Raw genomic sequence first — 20,539 nt, 5'->3', positions numbered from 1 at the left:
ATAACACTTGTTTTTTAGGCGCGTTTTACTATATGATGTAAATCGTAATAATTACTATTTATAAAAGCTGGAGGATTATGATGAGCAAACAAATTCCCGTTACGGTTTTAAGCGGATATCTTGGAGCCGGGAAAACGACCCTTTTAAAGCATATTCTTGAGAACAAAGAAAACAGGCGCATTGCTGTGATCGTTAATGACATGAGTGAAATCAACATTGATGGCAGCCTGATTAAAAACAGCGTCAGCCGTACAGAAGAAAAACTGGTGGAAATGCAAAACGGCTGCATATGCTGTACTCTTCGCGAGGATCTGATGTTTGAAGTCGAGCGTCTCGTGAAGGAAGGAAACATCGACTATATCGTGATCGAATCATCCGGCATCAGCGAACCGGTGCCTGTAGCCCAAACATTTACCTATATTGATGAAGAGGTAGGCATTGATCTTTCTGCCTTCTGCCGCTTAGATACAATGGTAACGGTTGTGGACGGGAACCGCTTCTGGGAGGATTTCTCTTCTGGTGAAAATCTTCTGGACCGGAAACAGGGAACAGATGAAAACGATACAAGAGAAGTCATTGACCTGCTGATCGACCAGATTGAATTCGCAGACGTTCTACTCTTGAACAAAACTGATTTACTGGAAGAAGAGGATGTAAATGAATTATATGGTGTACTGAGAAAATTAAATCCGGATGCAAAGATTATAAAAACCGCCTTCAGCCATGTATCGCTGGCTGAAATTATGGACACAAACAGCTTTGATTTTGAAAAAGCCAGCCAGTCCGCCGGCTGGATCAAGGAACTCAATGAAGAGCATGTACCTGAGACAGAGGAATACGGCATTTCTTCCTTTGTTTACAGAAGACGGAAGCCGTTTCATCCTGAGAGGTTTATGGCATGGCTTGAGAATTGGCCGCAGGATGTCGTAAGAGCGAAAGGCTTTTTCTGGCTTGCATCAAGAAATGATACATCCGGCCTTCTGTCCCAGGCAGGTACATCCATCATGATTCAGGGCGCAGGAGAATGGGTTGCCGCCTATACGGAGGAAGCGCGGATTCAAACCCTTCAGGAAGAGCCTGAACTGCTTGAGCGCTGGGACGCAGAATTTGGTGACCGCATGACAGAACTTGTTTTTATTGGAATTGACCTTAAACGTACAGAAGTGGAAGCTTCACTTGACAAATGTCTTCTGATAAAAGAAGAAATGAAATCAGACTGGTCCTCCCTTCTTGATCCGCTTCCTTCTTTTTCATAATTGTGAGAATGGTTTTTCTTTTTCCATCAGAGTATTTACGGTTCTCAAATCGTAAGTATTACGATATAATGTGATAGGAAATGATGAAACCAACGAAATTTTTATATATAAGGAGATTACAATGAGAAAAAAAGGTTTATCAATGGCAATGGCACTGCTGCTTGGAACAGCTCTTGCAGGATGTGCAGACAGCGGAAAGGAAACAACTGGGGACGATAAGGACAAGCTGAAGGTTTATACCACCATCTTCCCTGTTCAGGATTTTGCTGAAAAAATCGGAGGAGACGCTGTAGAGGTTGAAAGTGTGTACCCTGCTAATGCAGACGCCCATACATTTGAACCTTCTACAAAAGATATGGTTGCCATGGCTGAGGCGGATGCTTTTATCTACTCAGGTGTCGGACTTGAAGGATTTGCCGAAAAAGCAACTGAAACCCTGCAGTCAGAAGATGTGAAAATCATCAAAGCCGGCGAAGGAATTGAGCTTGCTGATTCCTCTCATAACGAAGAAGCGCATGATGAAGAAGAAGGACATGATGATCATGATCATGAAAAGGAGCACGCTTCTGAAGAAGGGCATGATGATCACGCTCATGAGGAAGAACAAGCTTCTGAAGAGGGACATGACGACCATGCCCATGAGGAAGAGCATGCTCATGATCATGGTGACAAAGATCCTCACATCTGGCTTGATCCGACTCTTGCCATCCAAATGGCCGAGAACATTAAAAACGGCCTCACAGAGCTTCATCCGGAATCAAAAGAAGAATTCGAGAAAAATTTTAATACACTTAAAACAGATTTAAAAAAACTCGATGCTGATTACAAAGAAACAATTGACGCTGCTGAAAAGAAAAAAATCTTGGTTTCTCATGCTGCTTACGGCTACTGGGAAAGTCGCTACGGCATTGAACAGATAAGCGTTTTAGGACTTTCTCCAACACAGGAGCCATCCCAAAAGCAGCTTCAGACCATCGTTGAAACAGCTAAAGAAAACAAGATCAATTATGTGATTTTTGAAAATAACGTCAACAGCAAAATCGCAGACATTGTGAAAAATGAAATTGGCGCAGAAAGCCTGACACTATCCAATCTTGAGTCTATTTCAGAAGAAGATGCTAAAAATAAAGAAGATTATTTCAGCATTATGAAGCGCAATCTTGAAACGTTAAAGACTGCTCTTCAATAAAAATCCCGGCCAGCTTGGCCGGGATTTTTATGTATGTCTTTTTACAAATAGTTTCTGTATTCTTTCTGCAGGCAGATTTTGCCCAATCAGGATCAAAACAGGCTTGTCACTCTCAACCTTTTCTTTTGATATAACCGCTTTCCCTGCAGCATACTGCATCTCCCTCATTGTGCCTTCCACTATTAGATGCCCTTTTGCACGGATCAGTCCATCAATATCTCTCAGGATGGATTCAAGATCCGAAAGCTCCATGACCTGCGGATTCTCAATTTTAATTGTGCCAATAGTGTGATGGTGGTGATGGTGCCCTGCTCCCTCACTGAGTGTCAGGGCAGCATGGCGCTGTTCTATCAGTTTTTCAAATGGTACGTTTCCATACGATGCATCATACATTTCTACATCTTCCGGAACGGTTTTCCGGATTTTTCTCTTTACTTTTTCCAGGTCTTTATCCCCTGCTAGGTCAATTTTGTTCAGAATCAGCAAATCAGAAGAAATAATCTGTTCTTTCAGCAGAGAGCGGATTTCCTTCGAGCTTGAGAACATGCTCTGGTAGTCCAGGTAATGACTGGCATCGACAATTCCGATCATTGAAAGAAGCTCATAGTCATCAAACAGTGCCGGAGAAAGAAGCACGTCTTTAATTTCCAGCGGATTCGCCACTCCTGTTCCTTCTATTAGAAGAACATCAACAGACTGCTCTGCTTTAAATGCTTTGAGCGTCGTCACAAGATCATCCTGAATGGTGCAGCAAATACAGCCATTTAACAGCTCATGGACCTGCTGATCTTTAAATAAATGCTTCTCAACGTTCTCATCGCCAAGTTCATTTAAAATAATGCCTACTTTTTGTCCTCTGTTTTTCAGCTCATCCGCCATTTTTACAAGAAGCGTTGTTTTGCCGCTTCCCAAAAAACCGCTTATGGTATAAACGGGTATTTTTTTCATGTAAAAAACCTCCCTGCCAGTAGATTATCATACAGAAAAGATGCCCTGGAACATGATGCTCCAGGGCTCCCTTTTTACATGTTGTATTTTTTCTTGAAGCGCTCTGCGCGTCCGTCGCGGTCTGCGAATTTCTGGCGCCCTGTGTAGAATGGATGTGTATCAGAGCTGATTTCAAGTTTGATCAGAGGGTACGTATTGCCGTCTTCCCACTCTGTTGTTTCATTCGATTTTTGAGTAGAACCGCTCAAAAATGTAAAACCGCTGTTTGTGTCCATATATACAACTTTATGATAATCCGGATGGATACCCTGTTTCATTTACAGCACTCCTTTAATCGTAATTATTACGTTTTATATATTACTCCCTTTCCGGCAATTTGTCAACGCTCCTGTCTGAAATGAAATTTCTTTTGAGGAACATCCTAAGCATATTTTATGGAAAAATGCGGACAATAAGGAAAGATTGTTACAACCATGGGAAAGAAAGGCGGAAAACAGATGGATGATCTCGTACTTGCCAGATCCTTGTTCGGGACGACAATGGGCTTTCATATTATTTTTGCATCGCTTGGTGTAGGCCTCCCTCTAATGATTTTAATAGCAGAGCTTCTTTTTCAAAAAACGAAGGATCCTGATTATGCCGTGATGGCAAAACGGTGGACAAAAGGACAGGCCGTGCTGCTCGGTGTTGCTATCCCTACAGGAACGATTGCAGGCGTGCAGCTTGCCTTGCTGTGGCCGGGATTCATGGAAGTTATCGGCCGGGTTATGGCCCTTCCTTTTCAGATTGAAATTTATGCCTTTTTTGTGGAGGCGCTGTTTATGTCCATTTATGTGTATGCTGCAGACCGCATTTCCCCGAGAATGAGGATTGTCAGTGTATCACTTGTTTTAATCGGGGCCGCAGCATCTGCGATTCTCATTACAAATGTCCATGCGTTTGAAGGGACTCCCGCGGGCTTCCGGATTGAAAATGGAGAAATCGTTGATGTTGATCCTTGGGCTGCATTTTTCAATCCAAGCTTCATCGTAACGGCTGGACATGTCGTTGTTTCTGCATTTATGACCGGCGCATTTGTTATTGCTTCAATTGCTGCGTATAAAATGCTCCGAAACATGAAAAATGAGAGGCTATACAAGTTTCACCGCAAGGCGCTCATGATGGGGCTGATTGTCGGAGGCATTTTCTCATTTTTGACCGCTTTGAATGGACACGAATCTGCCCAGATGCTGCATGAATATCAGCCTGAGAAGCTTGCTGCAGCAGAAGGGCTATTTGAAACGCAGCGCTATGCTCCGCTTGCTGTCGGCGGATTTACAGACAGAGAAACCCAGGAAGTCAAATGGGGAATTGAAATTCCGTGGGCACTCAGCTTTTTGGCAGACAACAGCTTTGAGACAGAAGTCATTGGATTAAATGACTTTCCGGAAGAATATTGGCCTCCGCTGTTTGTCCATACCCTGTTTAATGCCATGGTGGGAATCGGAAGCCTGCTGATTCTCCTTTCCCTGATCGGATTTTTCTGGTACAAAATTCTGAAGCGGCCCCATTTTCCGAAATGGCTGCTTGTACTGTTTGTACCATCAGGTATTCTGTCCATGCTTGCAATTGAGTTTGGCTGGATTTTCGCTTGTACAGGAAGACAGCCTTGGGTGATTTACCGTCTGCTCAAGACAGAGGATGTGGTGACAGCTTCAGGTCAGATTGGCACGCTCTTTATTTTGTTCACCCTTGTTTATGCGATATTGGGTCTGGCCGTAATTCTTGTGCTTGTCTACTACTTTAAACGCAATCCGGTTGAAAATGAGCTAGATAAGCGAGGAGACGGAGATGGCGTCAGTGTTTATTAAAACGATTACGAAGGAGGCGCTGCAAAGATGACAACAGATGCTCTGCTTGCCATTACGGTTGTCTGGGGATTTGTCTTTATCTATGCTGTTATGGCGACGATGGACTTTGGAGCGGGATTTTGGTCCATGGTTTACATCAACAAAGAACGGACAAACGCAACGAACATTGCCAATCGCTATTTATCGCCAACCTGGGAGGTAACGAATGTTTTTATCGTTGCAATTGTTGTCGCCCTGTTCAGTTTTTTTCCGGGGGCAACGTTTATCCTGGGCACTGTGCTTTTGATTCCGGGCAGCATCATTCTGCTGCTGCTCGCAATCCGAAGCGGTTTTCTCGTTTTTTCCCACTATTCAAAATCAGGATACGGCAAACTGCTGACGTACGTTTCAGGGATCTCCGGCTTTATCATACCGGCAATCCTGCTTTTAGTCCTTCCGATTACACATGGCGGCTACATTGAAGTAATCGACGGCGCCCATCAGCTTCAGCTTGATAAACTTTTCACAAGTCCGAATGCCTATGCATTCAGCGGGTTTGCCATTACGAGCACGCTATTTCTTTCTTCGCTTCTGCTGTCGGATTATTCAAATGTGGCGAATGAACCTGAGGCATATAAAGTATACAGACGGGATGCCCTGATCCTCGGACCGCTTTCGCTTGTGATGGGCTTTCTGATCATGCTTACGCTAAGGAATGAAGCTAACTGGATCTACACAAACATGATGGAATATCTCCCATTCCTGATTGGCTCGGTAGCCATGTTCCTTATTGCTGGCGGAGCGCTCTTTCTTCCTTCCCAAAAAGATAAAAGAAAGCTCGGGCGCCCAAGGCTCGCTGTAGTAGCTGTAGTCATTCAGTATTTACTTGCAAGCTACGCATACGGACGGGCACATCTGCCTTACATGCTCTATCCCGATGTAACGATACAGGACGGGTTTACACACCCGAATACGTTTCATGCCGTCTTTATCACCTACATCGTCGGATTCCTCATCCTTTTCCCTGGCTTCTTCTATTTCTGGCGGCTGTTCATGAAAGACAAACGCTATTTGGATCAAAAAGAAAGCTGAGGGTCAGTCCCGCACCTCGTTAACAGATTAACGCAGAGCGGGACTGACCCTTTTCACGTATGAAAGTCAGTAAAGTAAGCAAAACTAACAGATGAACCTTAATTAAAAGGAGGGTATTTTTATGCCAAGAGAAGTAAGGTGCGAAGTAAATAACTGTGAGTACTGGGGCAATGGCAACCAGTGTACGGCTGATGCCATTTATGTTGTGAGCCATAGAGGCGACACGGCTTCACGCAGTGAAGAGACAGACTGTAAAACATTTAAACCTCATGATTTGTAAAATGATCTAGTGAAAAGGACAGCTGGCGGCTGTCCTTTTCTTTATTATTGATAATGAGAATCATTTTTATTCACTGGCAGAAGCAAAATTTCTTTTTGCAAGCCATTTTGCAAGCATGCCGTGTGTTGGCGAAAAAAGAAAGGCCAGGAAAAAGATTGCCCCTGCTGCTGTTGCCATTGCGCCGGCTATGGAAACATTCAGCCAAGTTGCCGACCAATAGCCGAGAACGGCAGACAAAACACCAATACCTGAGCTGATTACGAGCATATGCGACAGTTTATCTGTCAGCAGATAGGCAGCTGAAGCAGGAACAATCAGCATCGCGACCACTAAAATCGCTCCTACACTGTCAAAGGAAGCAACCGTTGTAATGGAGAGCATCCCCATTTGCAGATAATGCATAACCAGGACAGGGATGCCGATCGCGGCTGCCATTTGAGGATCAAAAGACGTTATTTTGAACTCCTTATAAAACAGCGCGATCAGAATGAGATTAATCACAAGGACCGAACCAAGCATCCAGACCGCTTTTGGCCCGACATCCATTCCTGCAAGTGTAAGAGTATTCCACGGAATAAAGGTGATTTCCCCCATTAATGCATGATCGACATCAAGATGTATATTCCCTCCAAAAAGCGACAGCAAAATAACGCCGACGGCAAAGAGGGATGTGAACACGACTCCAATTGCTGCATCGGACTGAACCCCTTTTGCATTCAGCACCTGGACTAAAAAAGCTGTCAGCAGGCCGACTACAGCTGCCCCTATAAACATAGATACGCCGTCAAGACTCTTGCTAATAAAATAGGCACCAACTATGCCAAGCAGAACAGAGTGGCTGATTGCATCAGCGAGCATCGCCATTCGTCTGAGAATCAGGAAACAGCCAATGATCGCACATGTAATGCCCACAAGCGATCCGGTCAAAAGGATCCATGCATCATAACTCATTGAACCTGCCACTCCTTTCTGTTTAAAGCATTTGCGGTTTTTGGAAGAAGTTTGGGCTCTCTGCTGTGATCTTTCAGAAGGCTCATCAGCCTCTTCTTCATATCGAACGACATTTTCTCGACATCAACATCATCCCTGCTTTTAAGCTGAAGCTGAGCAAGCTCCATTTCATGCATCAAATACATCTCATACAGCCTCTGATTCAAGGTCAGCTCATAAGCATGCTTCAAACCGCTGTCTGTCAATCTCCATTGATTGCTCCCGACCTGCATGACTTGCTTCTTCTTTTCAAGTTCCTTGACCGATCTATTGATCAGACTTTGGGAAACCTTTCTTTTACTGAGAACATCTTCGAGGGAAAATGCCCCGTTCACACCGGCATTCTCCGTCACATCGTAAAAAGAGAGAAGAAGCTGTTCAACAGACGTTTTCCTTTTCAATTTCCACTGTTTCACCGCTTTGGACACAAGGCCCCTTTTCGGTGCAAAGACAAGGGATATCAAAAACAGAATCGTCGCTGCAACAATAATCAGCGGCCCGGTCGCCATTCCGTCTGTTGTCGTGCTGAGAAGAGTCCCTGCAACACCTGAGATCCCTCCTATAAGCCCTGCAATTAGTACCATATGTCCAAGCTTATCCGTCCAGTATCTTGCAGCAATCGCCGGAGTGATCAGCATGGCCGCCATCAAAATAACACCAACCGTCTGGAGGCCGATTACAACTGCACACACAATCAGGACCATCAGCAGTCCGTTCAGAAATGTTGTCGGCAGGCCGATTCCTTTTGCGAATTGAGGATCAAACGTCAAAAGTTTAAACTCTTTAAAGAAAATGGCGGTAAGAAGGAGCAGGGCAGCTGCAATCCAAGTAATAATCAGAACATCCTGACCAACCATCGATGCCGCTTTTCCAAATATAAAATCACTCAGTCCGCTCTGGTTTCCGCCCCGGTTATGCTGAATATAAGTCAGCAGCACAATTCCAAACCCGAAGAAGACGGACAATACAAGACCAAGGGCTGAATCCTCTTTTATTCTTGAGTGCTTGATAATGACCCCGATAAGCCAAGCGGCAAGCATTCCCGAAACCGCAGCTCCCACAAGAAACCACAGCAATGATTTAGAACCGTAGAGAAGATAGGCCGTACAAACTCCGGGCAGGGCGGCATGGGCCATCGCATCGCCGATCAGGCTCTGTTTTCTAAGAAGAGCGAAACTGCCAAGGACTCCGCTTGCAAGACCGAGGAGCATTGTTCCGACAAGCACCCACTGGGTATTTTGATTTTGCAGCTGATAGATTAATTCCTCCATCATAGTTCTTCACTCCTGTTTGGTTTCGTCTACTAGCACCTGCTGATCCTGCAAGAAAGTGAGTCTGCCCCCGTAGGTTTTCTGAAGGTTCTCCATTGTAAAAACCTCACTCGTCGGGCCAAAAGCAATTTTCCTCAGGTTCAAAAGCAATACCCAGTCAAAGTATTCTTCTACAGTCTGCAGATCATGGTGCACGACCAGCACCGTCTTTTTTCTTGCTTTCAATTCGTTAAGAAGAGAGATAATGGCTTTTTCCGTTGCTGCGTCAACGCCCACAAATGGTTCATCCATAAAATAAACGTCTGCATCCTGTGCAAGGGCTCTTGCAAGAAAAACACGCTGCTGCTGGCCGCCTGAAAGCTGGCTGATTTGCCTGTCGGCAAAATCCAGCATACCCACTTTATTCAGGCACTCCTTTGCAAAAGCCGTGTCCATTTTGCCCGGCCTTTTCATCCAGCCCACATGGCCGTAGCGCCCCATCAGCACAACATCAAGGGCATTTGTCGGAAAGTCCCAGTCGACTGAACCTCTTTGAGGCACATAGCCGACCCGCTTACGCTGTTTTTTATATGAATCTCCATAGATTTCAACTTCTCCCGAGGCTGAAGGGATCAGCCCGAGTACAGCTTTTATCAGCGTGGATTTCCCTGCCCCGTTTGGACCGATAATTCCGATCAATTTTCCTTCAGGGACCTCAAAACCAACCTCTTGAAGAACAGGTTTCCGGTGATAGGCTACCGTCAAATTGTTAACTGCTACTGGTTTCATACTTAGCACCTGCCTTATTTCAATGACGAAACGATTGTATCGATATTGTGTTTGAACATTCCAAGATACGTTCCTTCTTCAGATCCATTTTCTCCCATGGCATCTGAATAAAGCTGTCCGCCGATTTTCACGTCATGACCGTTTTTCTTAGAGCCCTCGACAACCGCGTTAATGGATTTTTCAGAAATGCTGCTCTCAACGAACACAGCCTTAATTTCTCTTTCTGTCAGCACTTCCACTAAATTTTGAACATCCTTCAGGCCATATTCAGAATCTGTGCTCAGTCCCTGAAGGCCCATTACTTCAAAGCCGTATGCCTTCCCAAAGTATGCAAATGCATCATGGGCGGTAACCAAAACTCTTCTCTCTTCAGGAATGGATTGAACCTGCTCTTTTGCATATTGGTCCATTTCTGCAAGCTTCTCTTTATAGGCAGCTGCATTGGCAGCAAACTCCTCTTTGTTTTCAGGAGAAAGCTTGCTCAGCTCATCTTCTACTTTATCAACGGTGTACATCCATAATGAAATATCAAACCAGACATGTGGATCATGTGCTTTTTTATTGGCCGGATCACTCATTAATTTCGTTTTGGGTATCGTCTCTGCTACTGGAACAGTCGGCTTTTCATTTGACATCTTTTCAAAGATCTCACCCATTTTGCCTTCCAGATGGAGACCATTGTAAAAAATAATATCAGCCTTATTCAGCTTCTGAATGTCTCCCTGTGAAGCCTGATACAAATGGGGATCAATTCCCGGTCCCATCAGAGAAGTTACTTCTACATGGCTGCCTCCGACATTCGCTGCAACATCCGCAATCTGAGCAATTGTCGTCGTTACCTGAACTTTGTCATTTTCCCCTCCACCTGTGCTCTTGCTGCAGGCAGACATAATTGCCGTAAACATGAAAATCGCAATCAGCATACTGAATCTTTTTTTCATAGAAATCCTCCTTTTCGTCAATCAACAAATGTTTCCCATGTGCAAATTTTAAGGTAAAAAAAGTCTTTCTTTCGCTGAAGCATCATATGAAAGAAAGGTAGGTTGAGTGCCAATAAGTTAGCTTGTTTCATGATTTGTTGACAAGTATAAGTTTTTTGCCCTTATGCAAAATTTAAATCATTTACGTCTTTCTGTCAATGATAGATTCTCGACAAAAAAACCAGCTATCCGAAGACAGCTGGCTAAAAAAGGGCAGAGAGGGTATTTTTTAAGAATGATGCCGAATCACTCTACACTTTCTTTTTATCATATTACGCAAATATGAGCAAAGCGGGAAAATCCCGATTTCAATTGAAAAAACTTCATTTTCCCCTGGGGAAAACACCATTTTACAATGTAAATTCCTCTTTGAACGTACGGTATTTTTCTAATTTCGTCCTGTCGATATCAAATCCAATTCCTGCTGCTGCCGGAACATCAATCACGCCCTGGTCAACCCTTACTTCGGGTGTAATAATATCCTCCTTCCAATACCTTGAGGAAGCAGAGATATCACCTGGTATTGAAAATCCGGATAGAGAGGCCAAAGCGATATTATGTGCTCTTGAAACGCCAGTCTCAAGCATGCCGCCTACCCATACAGGTATGTCTTTTTCGACACATAGATCGTGGATCTTTTTTGATTCCGCAAGCCCTCCAACTCGTCCTGGTTTAATATTAATGACTCCGCAGCTTCCAAGCTGAATCGCATTTTTCGCATCATTGAAGGTGATGATGCTCTCATCCAGGCAGATGGGCGTCTTGATCTCAGCCTGCAGGACCGCATGCTCAATGATATCATCATGGCCAAGCGGCTGCTCTATCATCATCAGATTATAGACATCCAGCTTTTTTAAATGCTCGAGATCTTTCAGTGTATAAGCTGAATTGGCGTCTGCCATAAGAGGAATGTCAGGAAAACGGGTTCTGATTTCTTCAATCAGCTCAACATCCATCCCCGGTTCGATCTTCACTTTGATTCTTTTATATCCTTCATTGATACGCTGCTCAATTGTCTGAAGCATGGATGAGACAGGTGCCATTCCCACAACGACTCCAGATTCAATCTGGCTTCTTGTGCCGCCAAGCATGTTTGCCAGCGGCTTGCCGAGAAGCTTCGCATGCAAATCCCAAACAGCAGATTCAATCGATGCCTTTGCCATTTGGTTCCGCCTGATCCACTGAAGGGATGTTGCATAGGCCTCCGGATGCGGGAACGTTTTTCCGAGAAGATCCGGAATCAGAAAAGCGGTCAGCATATGATGGCATGTCTTGATAGTTTCTTCCGTATACCAGGGGGATGAAAAGGCAACAACCTCTCCCCAGCCTGTGAATCCCGAGGAATCTTCCAGTTCAACCAGAATACTCTCCCGCCGGTCAACCGTTTCTCTGCTGTTTTTAAAGGGAGAGACAAGATTCATCTCCAAATGGTGAAGGGTCACTTTCCGGACATCAATCATGCCTGCCTCCATCCGCAAGCATCCTCCGCATCAGCTTGCTCGAAGCATTTCTCGGCAGGCTGTCTCTAAAATAAATGCGGGAAGGAAGTTTATATTTTGCAAGTCTTTCCCTGCAATACGAGAGCAGTTCAGCTTCGCTCACATGCTCCTTCAAAACCACATATGCAAGAGGAACCTGTCCCCACTTTGGATCATCTGCCCCCGCTGCTCCCGCTTCAAGTACAGACGGGTGAGACAGGAGCACGGCCTCTATTTCAGCCGGATACACATTTTCACCGCCTGAAACAATTAAATCTGAGCGCCTGTCTAATACAAATAAAAACCCATCTTCGTCAAGATAGCCGATATCGCCTGTTGGAAGAAAGCCGTCGTGAAACGTGCTTTCCCGTTTCCAGTAGCCCTTTGTCACATTCGGCCCCTGGACGTAAATCTCTCCTTCAGCCATAGGAGGAGACTCTTCTCCGCTGTCCATGATTTTTATCCGGCACGGAAACAAAGGTTTGCCGGCAGATCCAAGCTTTGAAAAACTGTATTCCGGAGAAAGGGTGACAATTTGTGAGGAAGTCTCTGTCATTCCGTAAGTCTGATAGACCGGAACGGATTTTTCTTTGCACTCTTTTAAAAGAGGCATGGGCGCCGGACCACCGCCAAGGAGCATAACCCGCAGACTGTCCGGAAACTTTGCATCACCAAGCGTTTCAAGCATCCGGGTCAGCATTGCCTGTACAACCGATACAATGGTAATCCTTTGTTCAAAAATCGCCTTATTTGCCTTTTCAGGCTGAAATGTTTCATGAAGCACAACGGTCATTCCATAAATGATCCCCCTCATTAAGATGGAAAGACCGCTGATATGAAAAAGAGGAACCGCACAAAGCCAGCGGTCATCATGATGAAGCCCAAGATTTAAAGAGGAGCCGGAAGCGCTCCAGTAATGATTTCCGAAGGTCTGCATCACGCCTTTTGGTTTCCCTGTTGTGCCTGATGTATACATAATGGTCGCCGTCTCATCAAGATGAAACGTTTTTTCATAGGAAGCAGATTCTGTTAAACTTTCAAGGTTTCTGCTGTCTATGGATATCCAGCTCGGCTTCTCCCAATGATGCTCCAGGGCATGATGGTATAGGAGATACTCTGCTTCTGAATCACGCAGCTGATAGTCAAGCTCTGCTGCTGTTAATCGTGTATTCAGCAAGATGGCCTGTGCCCCAATGTAGGCAAGAGCATGAATGGTGACGGCCATATCAAGACTGTTCTTCATGAGAACCGCACATCGGCTCCCTTTCCCCATGCCCTTTTCTTGCATGGCGGCTGCTTTGCGGAGTGTCCGGCTGTGCAGCTCATGAAAGGTTACTGTTTCTTCCTCCGTTGCAACCGCAATCCGTTCAGGCGTCAAAAAAGCCCTCTGCATCAGCCAGTTTGGCATCGTTGTCATGTTTTCACCAACTTTCATATGCTAGTAGCTTCGGTCAATTTGCATAAAAGAAAACAGCTTGATGAACTCATCAAGCTGCTGCATGCCCTTAAGGAAATCTCGGGAACTGTTTGAAGTCAGGATTGCGCTTTTCTTTGAAAGCGTCTCTTCCTTCTTTTGCTTCATCTGTCGTGTAATAAAGAAGAGTTGCGTCACCTGCAAACTGCTGAATGCCGGCAAGTCCGTCTGTATCCGCATTAAATGCAGCTTTTAAGAAGCGGATGGCAGTCGGGCTCTTCTCAAGAATCTCCTCACACCACTGAACGGTTTCTTCTTCAAGTTTTTCAAGAGGCACTACTGTGTTGACAAGTCCCATGTCTAGCGCTTCCTGTGCATTGTACTGACGGCATAGGAACCAGATTTCTCTCGCTTTTTTATGTCCCACAATACGGGCAAGGTATCCTGAACCGTATCCTGCATCAAAGCTTCCTACCTTTGGTCCAGTCTGTCCGAATACAGCATTGTCAGCCGCAATCGTCAGATCACATACGATGTGAAGAACATGTCCGCCTCCGATCGCGTATCCTGCAACCATCGCGATAACCGGTTTCGGAATAACACGGATCAGGCGCTGAAGGTCAAGAACATTCAGCCTTGGAATCTGGTCTTCTCCAACATATCCGCCATGGCCGCGGACTTTCTGGTCTCCTCCGGAACAGAATGCCTTTCCGCCTGTGCCTGTTAAAATGATGACTCCTACATTTGCATCGTCTCTTGCGTATGCAAAAGCGTCAATCAGCTCCATCACTGTCTTTGGACGGAATGCATTATGTACTTCAGGGCGGTTAATCGAGATTTTGGCAATCCCATTATACGTTTCATATAAAATATCTTCGTACTTGCGTTCAGCTACCCATTCTACTGTCATTTCGCGTACAGCCTCCTTTTGAATACGTTTACTTATTCATAAACTCATTTACTATTTTACCAAAGATTTGCGGCTGTTCTACATGAACCGCATGACCTGCATCTTTTATTTTAATATATGTCGAAAGAGGGAGCAAACCTTTCATCTCTTCTGCAAGTCTGCAGAACTTCTCATCCCGCTCTCCGCATACGAGAAGGACAGGGATATGCAGGGAAGAAAGGCCGTTCCAGACAGGTGGCTGTGAGCCTGTCCCCATCCCGAGAAGACTGTTTGCCAGGCCGGCTGCCTTGTTTTTAAGCCGCTTGCTGCGCTCCCTGTTCTGAATGGCCTCAGGCAGCTCTTTTTGGGATGCAAACAGCGGAATCTCCTCCCAATACTGTATAAAATGCGGAATCCCTTTTTCTGAAATCATTTCCGCAAGTTCCTTATCACTTTGCCGCCTTTTCTTTCTTTCCTCACTCAATAGTAGCCCCGGGGTACAGCTTTCAAGAATCAGCTTGCTTACTGTATCCGGATAGCGCAGAGCATAGGACAGTGCTGCCCTGCCGCCCATTGAATAGCCTGCAAGCACAGGTTTATCCAGTTCGAGCTCTTTAAAAAGTGCATGCAGATCAAGCACCGTCTCCTCCATTGAATACCGGCGGTAATCTGCCGGAGAATCAGTCCTGCCGTGACCGATCAGATCAATCAAAATCACCTTGCATGAGTGAAATATTCCCAGAAACGGATGCCATGATTCTGCCGATCCTGTAAACCCATGCAGAAGCACAAGGGGCCGGCCCTCTCCATACGTTTCAACCGAGTAGGATATCCCTCTTATCTTCACCATCATTTCCGCAGCATCTCTCTTATTTCCTGGGAAACACGATTCATCAAGTTTCGATGAATCGTGACACGGGAATGGCGGTTCGTACGGACTTCGATGATATTCAGCCCCTTTCGGCGAGCAGCGTTTTCAACGTCATCTCTAAATGCCTCCCACGTCTCAGGCTGGGTATAAGCTGCATCATAGAGTGACGCAGCATGCTGAAAATGCAGCCCGGTAGGGGTCCCGAAAAGCGTTTCAAAATGTTTTTCTTCTTTTGACTGAGGCAGGAAGGAAAAAATGCCGCCGCCGTCGTTGTTCAAAAGAATCACCGTCATGTCAAGCTTATGCATTTTTGCAGCCAGCAGCCCGTTCATGTCATGGTAAAAGGAAAGGTCTCCAATGACCAAGAAAAGCGGATCTTCTGTACCGGCACTCATTCCCAGGGCTGTTGAGACGACTCCGTCTATCCCATTTGCCCCCCGGTTTGCATGTACAGAAATGTTCTTATTTGAATTTAAGAAGTAATTGTCTGCATCTCGAATCGGCATGCTGTTTCCAACAAACATATGGCTTTTTTCCGGCATGGCCTTTTGAAGCTCGGTAAAGACTTTGCCTTCAAACAGGTCGTCCGGGCCGTCTTCAGGAGAGGAAAGGATCTTCCGTGCTGTGCTGTTTGTCTGCTGCCACGTCTTTAGCCATTGTTCATTTTCTGCAGTAGAAACCCTCCCCGACAGACTTTCACAGAACCAGCTTTCATCGCATTCTAGCATTTCAGAAGCCAGCAAAGTAGGTTCGCGGAACCCTCCTTGTCCGTCGACCACCAGCTGCAGAATCTCAGGAGATCGTTTCAGGAACAAAAACAGCGGCTTTGAAACCGGCATCGCTCCAAAACGGAGAATCACGTCTGGCTTTAGCTCATTTGCAAGTTCATCATCTTTCATAAAAGCGTCGTATCCATCAATGACTGCAGACTTATCATGAGATCCTGTTCTTAAGTTCGAAAGGGGATCTGCAAGAATCGGGTATTTTAAAGCTGCAGAAAGTTTAAGGACAGCATCAGTAAAGAGCGGATCACGTATCTCCCCGCAGACAATCAGCCCTTTTTCTTTACCGGAAAGCATCTCGGCTATCCTCTCTATTTCAAGGTCCTGAAGAACGGCCTGTCCCGGTTTGATGGTGACATGATGTGTTCTGCCGCTCCCGTTTTTCCAAATGTCCTCTAAGTCAAAATCAGGAATCAGCGGTTCTCTGAATGGAAGATTCAAATGCACAGGCCCCGCTGGAGACGACATTGCTTTGCCTGCTGCCCGGGCAGCCATCATTCTGCTGTAGGCAAGCATTCCTTCTGTTTGTTCAGGGATTGCCATGTCAGCAAACCACTTCGCATACCGCCCGAAAAAATGAATCTGATCAATTGCCTGGGGAGCTCCGACATCCCGCAGTTCGTGGGGACGGTCAGCCGTCAAAATAAGCAGAGGCACTCTTGAATAGAATGCCTCAACGACAGCAGGGTAATAATTTGCAGCTGCAGTACCGGATGTACACAGCAGCGCTACCGGTTTATTCAGCATTTTGGAAAGCCCCAGAGCAAAAAAGCCTGCGGACCTTTCATCGATCATAAGGTGAATATTGATATCTGGGTGTTCTGCCATCAGCATCGCCATCGGTGTTGACCTTGATCCGGGACTGATGACAGCTTCTGTGACCCCCGCTTTTGCCAGCTCATCTGCAAAATTTGCAGCATAAAGGGTAAGTGATTTAGATTTGCTCATGCTGCATTCCTCCCAGAGCAGAAAGCATCGGCTTCAGTTTAATGATCGTTTCCTGATATTCCGACTGCGGATCCGATTCTGCTACAATTCCGCATCCTGCAAACAGGGATGCCTGTTTCCCGTCAATGAGCCCTGACCGGATAGCCACTGCAAATTCCCCGTTGTTGTCTGAATCCAGCCATCCAACCGGACCTGCATACCATCCTCTGTCCATCGGCTCAATGTCTCTGATCATCTCTAGTGCACCTGCTTTTGGATATCCTCCGAGGGCAGGCGTTGGATGCAGTTTTTCAACTAAGCTGAGCAGCGACCTGCCGCCGTGCATTGTGCCTTCAATTGGCGTATACAAATGCTGGATATTTTTTGTTTTTAAAAGCTGCGGACCATCCGGCACCCTGATTTCACTGCAGCACTCCTCAAAAGAATCCTTGATCATTTTTACGACAATGGCATGCTCAATCAGATTCTTTTCATCATTTAAGAGGGCAGTGCCGAGTTCTGTATCCTCATGCTTTGTTTCCCCTCTTTTAATTGACCCTGCAAGACATGTTGAAAGCAGTCTGCTGCCTTCTTTTTTGATAAGCCGTTCAGGTGTAGCCCCAATAAAAGACTTGCTGCCGATTTCTATCGAAAAAATAAAGCTTCCAGGCTGTTCTGACTGAAGCTTATTTAAAGATGCATAGACATTGATATCACGCTCATAAGAAACACTGACTTCCCTTGCAAGCACGACTTTATCAAGCTTGCCGCTTTTAATGGAAGCTGTAGCTTTTTCAACAGCGGACATCCATTCATGTGTATCTGCTTCTTGCAGCGAATAATTGCCGCCCGTTTCCATGCTCACCGGCTGCTGTGCGGCGAGTACTTTATTTGCAAGATCCGTAAAGTGCTCCGCGCAGTTCTCAAGCTCGTCATCCGGCCTGATTATACGGTTGATGGTTAAATAGGATGCATTTTCCTTTACCGTAAGCATCACAGAAGGCAGAAAAAACTTAGATTCCGGAAAATGGCTCCACTGCTCATTGCTGCGATTGTGCGGATCAAACGAAAAGCCGCCAAAAAGCAGGGCGCCTGTACCTATGTGAAAACTTTCACTATCTTCATGGTGAACAATCTTTTTAAAGCGCTTCCATTCCGTTTCAATGCGCCCAAAACGGTCGCTTACAGCATCATTTTCCACTGTGCATTCACTGCCCAGACCACAAATCGTAAACCGTGTACCCGGAGTTGCCCAGTAAAACCGGCTGCCTGAAAAATGCTGTTCGCCATCCGCATAAAATTGGAGGGGGTTCTTGATCTCATGCAATGTTTTAACCTGACTCAGGATAACCGGTTCTTCTAACTGTCTGGCTTCATCCAAAGCACCCTTCAATTTCTCCGTAAATGTATGTTCTAACGCCGTAATCATTGGAAATCCCTCCAAAACCGAAAAATCGCTTATATTAAGATACACCCCAGAGGAAAGAGGTGTCAATAGTACTTTCCCAAAGAAATGGTATAATAGAATGAACGACTATTATCCTTATTATATTACTACCCGCATCACTTTAAAATGAAAAGCTCTCAAGGAAGAATTTTCAGGTGCTGGAATAGTCCCCAATGTTCAAACATCTGTAAAAGGATTGACACAATATTGTAAATTTCCTACACTTAATTTTGTGAAGCTGACAGCTTTAGTCTGCTTCAACTAGGGGAGGAAAAAAAAAGATGCACACACAATCTCACACAACTCAGAACATGCCTTCCATTAAACCGGATAAAAGCTGGAAAGTATGGTGGATGCTGCTGCGGCCGCATACCCTGTCAGCAGCCTTTATACCCGTTACGATCGGCACAGTTCTTGCCTTAAATGAAGGCGGTATACATGTGGCCCTGTTTCTTGCCATGCTCATTGCATCCATTCTGATTCAGGCTGCAACCAACATGTTCAATGAATACTTTGACTTTAAGCGCGGTCTAGACAATGAAAACTCTGTCGGAATCGGCGGAGCAATCGTCCGAAACGGCGTAAAGCCAAAAACAGTACTGAACCTTGCTTTCGGCTTTTTCGGAATCGCCATCTTGCTTGGCATCTACATTTGTATGGAGTCCACTTGGTGGATTGCTGTCATCGGCCTGATTTGCATGGCGACAGGATACTTCTATACAGGAGGCCCTGTTCCGATAGCCTACACTCCTTTTGGAGAGCTTGTAGCGGGATTCTTTATGGGAATGGTCATTATTCTGCTCGCTTATTATATCCAGACAGGCACAATTTCTGCTATCAGCGTAATCATTTCCATACCAATTGCATTTTTAGTCGGGAACATCATGCTGTCCAACAACATCCGTGACCTTGACGGCGACAAAGAAAACGGACGGAAGACCCTGGCCATTCTGATTGGCCGCAAAAAAGCCATCATCTTCCTTGCCGCCACGTTTGCCGCTTCCTACGCAGTCATTCTTGTCATGATTGCTTTTGGCTATCTGTCAGCATGGGCTTTGCTTGTTTTGATCAGCACGCCTAAAGCATACAGTGCGGTCAAAAAGTTCATCGGAAAATCCGTCCCGCTTGAAATGATGCCTGCTATGAAAGCTACCGCTCAAACAAACATCCAGTTCGGCTTTTTGCTTGCGATCGGATTATTTATCAGCACGATCTAAAAGGTCCTCTTAAGGGGCCTTTTTGTTTTGGCATCTTTCACACGCAGAACCAGGAAACTTTCATTTTCAAACATGAAAATACGCCTTTTGACCATACTAAGAAAAGCGATTAACCAAAAAGCAGGTCAGACAGGGAAAGGAATGTGATGGAAATGCTGAACAGCGAACAAATAGCTTCCTTCCGCTCTGTTCTTGAAGAGATAAAAGCGGAGCTGGAACGGCATCTTAAGGAAAACAGCCACTACGGCCTTGAACAGAGCTTCGGGCATGATTCAACAGGAGAGCTTTCAAGCTATGATAATCATCCTGGAGATGAAGGCACGGAACTTTATGAACGGGAGAAGGATATTGCCCTTAACGAGCATGCAGAAGAGGAATTAAGTGATGTGAACCGGGCTCTTTCAGCCATCAAGAATGGCACTTACGGAAAATGCGAAGTCTGCGGCCGGGACATTCCGGAAGAACGGCTTGAGGTTCTTCCGACAGCCGTCACCTGCAAGGAGCACTCACCTGAACAGGCTGTTTCCTATGAGCGCCCAATTGAAGAAGACGTTTTAGAACCTGCCTTTGGTCAGTTTGAGTATGATGAAAGCGATTCTGAGGCTTATGATGCAGAAGATACGTATCAGGATGTCGAGCGGTACGGAAACTCCGAAACACCTTCAGACCTTGAATATCCCGTCGATTCATACAATGACGTCTACATGGAAAATGATGATCCAACGGGCTATGTCGAAGATTACGAAAACTTCACTGCCACAGATATTGAAGGAAAGAATGTAACCGTATATCCGACCATTCAGCACAGGCAATATGAACACACTCTTGATGAAGAGGGTCTGATGACGCCGTTCGGTGATTTGCCTGAATACGAAAAAGACCCTTACACAGAGTAGAATAGAGCGTCCTGT

19 protein-coding genes are annotated in these 20,539 nt (G+C 45.4%); 7 read left to right on the top strand and 12 right to left on the bottom strand.

Features of this window, described 5'->3' with window-relative positions:
* The first annotated feature begins 80 nt into the window (after positions 1-80).
* Both RKD52_RS05095 and RKD52_RS05090 read left to right on the top strand, forming a co-directional pair.
* Entirely contained in the window at positions 81-1,256 is a 1,176-nt protein-coding gene (locus tag RKD52_RS05095) for a GTP-binding protein (RefSeq protein ID WP_454098906.1), read from the top strand.
* 121 nt (positions 1,257-1,377) lie between these two features.
* Positions 1,378-2,445, top strand: a complete 1,068-nt coding sequence (locus RKD52_RS05090) for a metal ABC transporter solute-binding protein, Zn/Mn family (RefSeq protein WP_454098905.1) — start codon at positions 1,378-1,380, stop codon at positions 2,443-2,445.
* Between the two features lie 27 nt (positions 2,446-2,472).
* On the opposite strand, the gene RKD52_RS05085 is transcribed toward RKD52_RS05090, so the two are convergent.
* Both RKD52_RS05085 and RKD52_RS05080 read right to left on the bottom strand, forming a co-directional pair.
* Complete coding sequence (locus RKD52_RS05085; protein ID WP_454098904.1) at positions 2,473-3,393, bottom strand: CobW family GTP-binding protein; 921 nt, start codon at positions 3,391-3,393, stop codon at positions 2,473-2,475.
* A 74-nt stretch (positions 3,394-3,467) separates the two neighbouring features.
* On the bottom strand, positions 3,468-3,710 hold the full coding sequence (locus RKD52_RS05080; protein ID WP_454098903.1) for a type B 50S ribosomal protein L31: 243 nt from the start codon (positions 3,708-3,710) through the stop codon (positions 3,468-3,470).
* A gap of 180 nt (positions 3,711-3,890) precedes the next feature.
* On the opposite strand from RKD52_RS05080, the gene RKD52_RS05075 reads away from it, so the two are divergent.
* The 3 genes from RKD52_RS05075 (at position 3,891) to RKD52_RS05065 (ending at position 6,594) form a co-directional block, all read left to right on the top strand.
* Positions 3,891-5,243: a cytochrome ubiquinol oxidase subunit I gene (locus RKD52_RS05075; RefSeq protein ID WP_369734509.1), complete on the top strand. Its 1,353-nt coding sequence runs from the start codon at positions 3,891-3,893 to the stop codon at positions 5,241-5,243.
* 27 nt (positions 5,244-5,270) lie between these two features.
* Positions 5,271-6,314: a cytochrome d ubiquinol oxidase subunit II gene (locus RKD52_RS05070; RefSeq protein ID WP_454098902.1), complete on the top strand. Its 1,044-nt coding sequence runs from the start codon at positions 5,271-5,273 to the stop codon at positions 6,312-6,314.
* A 121-nt stretch (positions 6,315-6,435) separates the two neighbouring features.
* Positions 6,436-6,594 (top strand): DUF1540 domain-containing protein, encoded by a 159-nt coding sequence (locus RKD52_RS05065; RefSeq protein WP_454098901.1) that lies wholly within the window; start codon positions 6,436-6,438, stop codon positions 6,592-6,594.
* Between the two features lie 66 nt (positions 6,595-6,660).
* Here the strand turns inward: RKD52_RS05065 and RKD52_RS05060 are convergent, their stop codons facing one another.
* The 10 genes from RKD52_RS05060 to RKD52_RS05015 form a co-directional block, all read right to left on the bottom strand.
* On the bottom strand, positions 6,661-7,545 hold the full coding sequence (locus RKD52_RS05060; RefSeq protein WP_454098900.1) for a metal ABC transporter permease: 885 nt from the start codon (positions 7,543-7,545) through the stop codon (positions 6,661-6,663).
* Positions 7,542-8,858 carry an iron chelate uptake ABC transporter family permease subunit gene (locus RKD52_RS05055; protein ID WP_454098899.1) on the bottom strand — a complete coding sequence of 439 codons (1,317 nt, stop codon included), beginning with the start codon at positions 8,856-8,858 and terminating at the stop codon, positions 7,542-7,544. Before RKD52_RS05055 ends, RKD52_RS05060 begins: the two co-directional genes overlap by 4 nt.
* Before the next feature lie 6 nt (positions 8,859-8,864).
* Positions 8,865-9,623, bottom strand: a complete 759-nt coding sequence (locus tag RKD52_RS05050; RefSeq protein WP_454098898.1) for a metal ABC transporter ATP-binding protein — start codon at positions 9,621-9,623, stop codon at positions 8,865-8,867.
* Positions 9,624-9,637: 14 nt separating this feature from the next.
* Positions 9,638-10,564: a metal ABC transporter solute-binding protein, Zn/Mn family gene (locus RKD52_RS05045; RefSeq protein ID WP_454098897.1), complete on the bottom strand. Its 927-nt coding sequence runs from the start codon at positions 10,562-10,564 to the stop codon at positions 9,638-9,640.
* Between the two features lie 389 nt (positions 10,565-10,953).
* Entirely contained in the window at positions 10,954-12,063 is a 1,110-nt protein-coding gene (gene menC, locus RKD52_RS05040) for an o-succinylbenzoate synthase (RefSeq protein WP_454101144.1), read from the bottom strand.
* Positions 12,056-13,498, bottom strand: a complete 1,443-nt coding sequence (locus tag RKD52_RS05035) for an o-succinylbenzoate--CoA ligase (protein WP_454101143.1) — start codon at positions 13,496-13,498, stop codon at positions 12,056-12,058. The genes menC and RKD52_RS05035 overlap by 8 nt, the downstream gene beginning before the upstream one ends.
* 88 nt (positions 13,499-13,586) lie before the next feature.
* Positions 13,587-14,405, bottom strand: a complete 819-nt coding sequence (gene menB / locus RKD52_RS05030; RefSeq protein WP_369734502.1) for a 1,4-dihydroxy-2-naphthoyl-CoA synthase — start codon at positions 14,403-14,405, stop codon at positions 13,587-13,589.
* Positions 14,406-14,433: 28 nt separating this feature from the next.
* Positions 14,434-15,237: a 2-succinyl-6-hydroxy-2,4-cyclohexadiene-1-carboxylate synthase gene (gene menH, locus RKD52_RS05025; RefSeq protein WP_454098896.1), complete on the bottom strand. Its 804-nt coding sequence runs from the start codon at positions 15,235-15,237 to the stop codon at positions 14,434-14,436.
* Complete coding sequence (gene menD / locus RKD52_RS05020) at positions 15,234-16,985, bottom strand: 2-succinyl-5-enolpyruvyl-6-hydroxy-3-cyclohexene-1-carboxylic-acid synthase (protein WP_454098895.1); 1,752 nt, start codon at positions 16,983-16,985, stop codon at positions 15,234-15,236. Before menD ends, menH begins: the two co-directional genes overlap by 4 nt.
* Positions 16,972-18,393, bottom strand: coding sequence for an isochorismate synthase (locus RKD52_RS05015; RefSeq protein WP_454098894.1), 1,422 nt, complete (start codon positions 18,391-18,393; stop codon positions 16,972-16,974). Before RKD52_RS05015 ends, menD begins: the two co-directional genes overlap by 14 nt.
* A 299-nt stretch (positions 18,394-18,692) precedes the next feature.
* Between RKD52_RS05015 and RKD52_RS05010 the strand changes: the two genes are divergently transcribed.
* A complete protein-coding gene (locus RKD52_RS05010) occupies positions 18,693-19,628 on the top strand; it encodes a 1,4-dihydroxy-2-naphthoate polyprenyltransferase (protein WP_454098893.1) in 936 nt (311 codons plus the stop codon).
* Between the two features lie 152 nt (positions 19,629-19,780).
* Entirely contained in the window at positions 19,781-20,524 is a 744-nt protein-coding gene (locus RKD52_RS05005; protein WP_454101142.1) for a TraR/DksA C4-type zinc finger protein, read from the top strand.
* The last annotated feature ends 15 nt before the right edge of the window (positions 20,525-20,539 follow it).

Source organism: Metabacillus sp. SLBN-84, from assembly GCF_053629595.1.
The sequence above is the reverse complement of the archived record's forward strand: the minus strand, read 5'-3'. Positions and strand labels throughout refer to the sequence as shown.

Bases quoted from the DNA above. Each gene is read 5' to 3' on its own strand.
- RKD52_RS05090 (WP_454098905.1), top strand. From the start codon at position 1,378: ATGAGAAAAAAAGGTTTATCAATGGCAATGGCACTGCTGCTTGGAACA.
- RKD52_RS05005 (WP_454101142.1), top strand. From the start codon at position 19,781: ATGCTGAACAGCGAACAAATAGCTTCCTTCCGCTCTGTTCTTGAAGAG.
- menC (WP_454101144.1), bottom strand. From the start codon at position 12,063: ATGATTGATGTCCGGAAAGTGACCCTTCACCATTTGGAGATGAATCTT.
- RKD52_RS05060 (WP_454098900.1), bottom strand. From the start codon at position 7,545: ATGAGTTATGATGCATGGATCCTTTTGACCGGATCGCTTGTGGGCATT.
- RKD52_RS05065 (WP_454098901.1), top strand. From the start codon at position 6,436: ATGCCAAGAGAAGTAAGGTGCGAAGTAAATAACTGTGAGTACTGGGGC.
- RKD52_RS05015 (WP_454098894.1), bottom strand. From the start codon at position 18,393: ATGATTACGGCGTTAGAACATACATTTACGGAGAAATTGAAGGGTGCT.
- RKD52_RS05050 (WP_454098898.1), bottom strand. From the start codon at position 9,623: ATGAAACCAGTAGCAGTTAACAATTTGACGGTAGCCTATCACCGGAAA.
- RKD52_RS05085 (WP_454098904.1), bottom strand. From the start codon at position 3,393: ATGAAAAAAATACCCGTTTATACCATAAGCGGTTTTTTGGGAAGCGGC.
- RKD52_RS05070 (WP_454098902.1), top strand. From the start codon at position 5,271: ATGACAACAGATGCTCTGCTTGCCATTACGGTTGTCTGGGGATTTGTC.
- RKD52_RS05095 (WP_454098906.1), top strand. From the start codon at position 81: ATGAGCAAACAAATTCCCGTTACGGTTTTAAGCGGATATCTTGGAGCC.
- menD (WP_454098895.1), bottom strand. From the start codon at position 16,985: ATGAGCAAATCTAAATCACTTACCCTTTATGCTGCAAATTTTGCAGAT.
- RKD52_RS05055 (WP_454098899.1), bottom strand. From the start codon at position 8,858: ATGATGGAGGAATTAATCTATCAGCTGCAAAATCAAAATACCCAGTGG.
- RKD52_RS05080 (WP_454098903.1), bottom strand. From the start codon at position 3,710: ATGAAACAGGGTATCCATCCGGATTATCATAAAGTTGTATATATGGAC.
- RKD52_RS05075 (WP_369734509.1), top strand. From the start codon at position 3,891: ATGGATGATCTCGTACTTGCCAGATCCTTGTTCGGGACGACAATGGGC.
- RKD52_RS05010 (WP_454098893.1), top strand. From the start codon at position 18,693: ATGCACACACAATCTCACACAACTCAGAACATGCCTTCCATTAAACCG.
- menB (WP_369734502.1), bottom strand. From the start codon at position 14,405: ATGACAGTAGAATGGGTAGCTGAACGCAAGTACGAAGATATTTTATAT.
- RKD52_RS05045 (WP_454098897.1), bottom strand. From the start codon at position 10,564: ATGAAAAAAAGATTCAGTATGCTGATTGCGATTTTCATGTTTACGGCA.
- menH (WP_454098896.1), bottom strand. From the start codon at position 15,237: ATGATGGTGAAGATAAGAGGGATATCCTACTCGGTTGAAACGTATGGA.
- RKD52_RS05035 (WP_454101143.1), bottom strand. From the start codon at position 13,498: ATGACAACGATGCCAAACTGGCTGATGCAGAGGGCTTTTTTGACGCCT.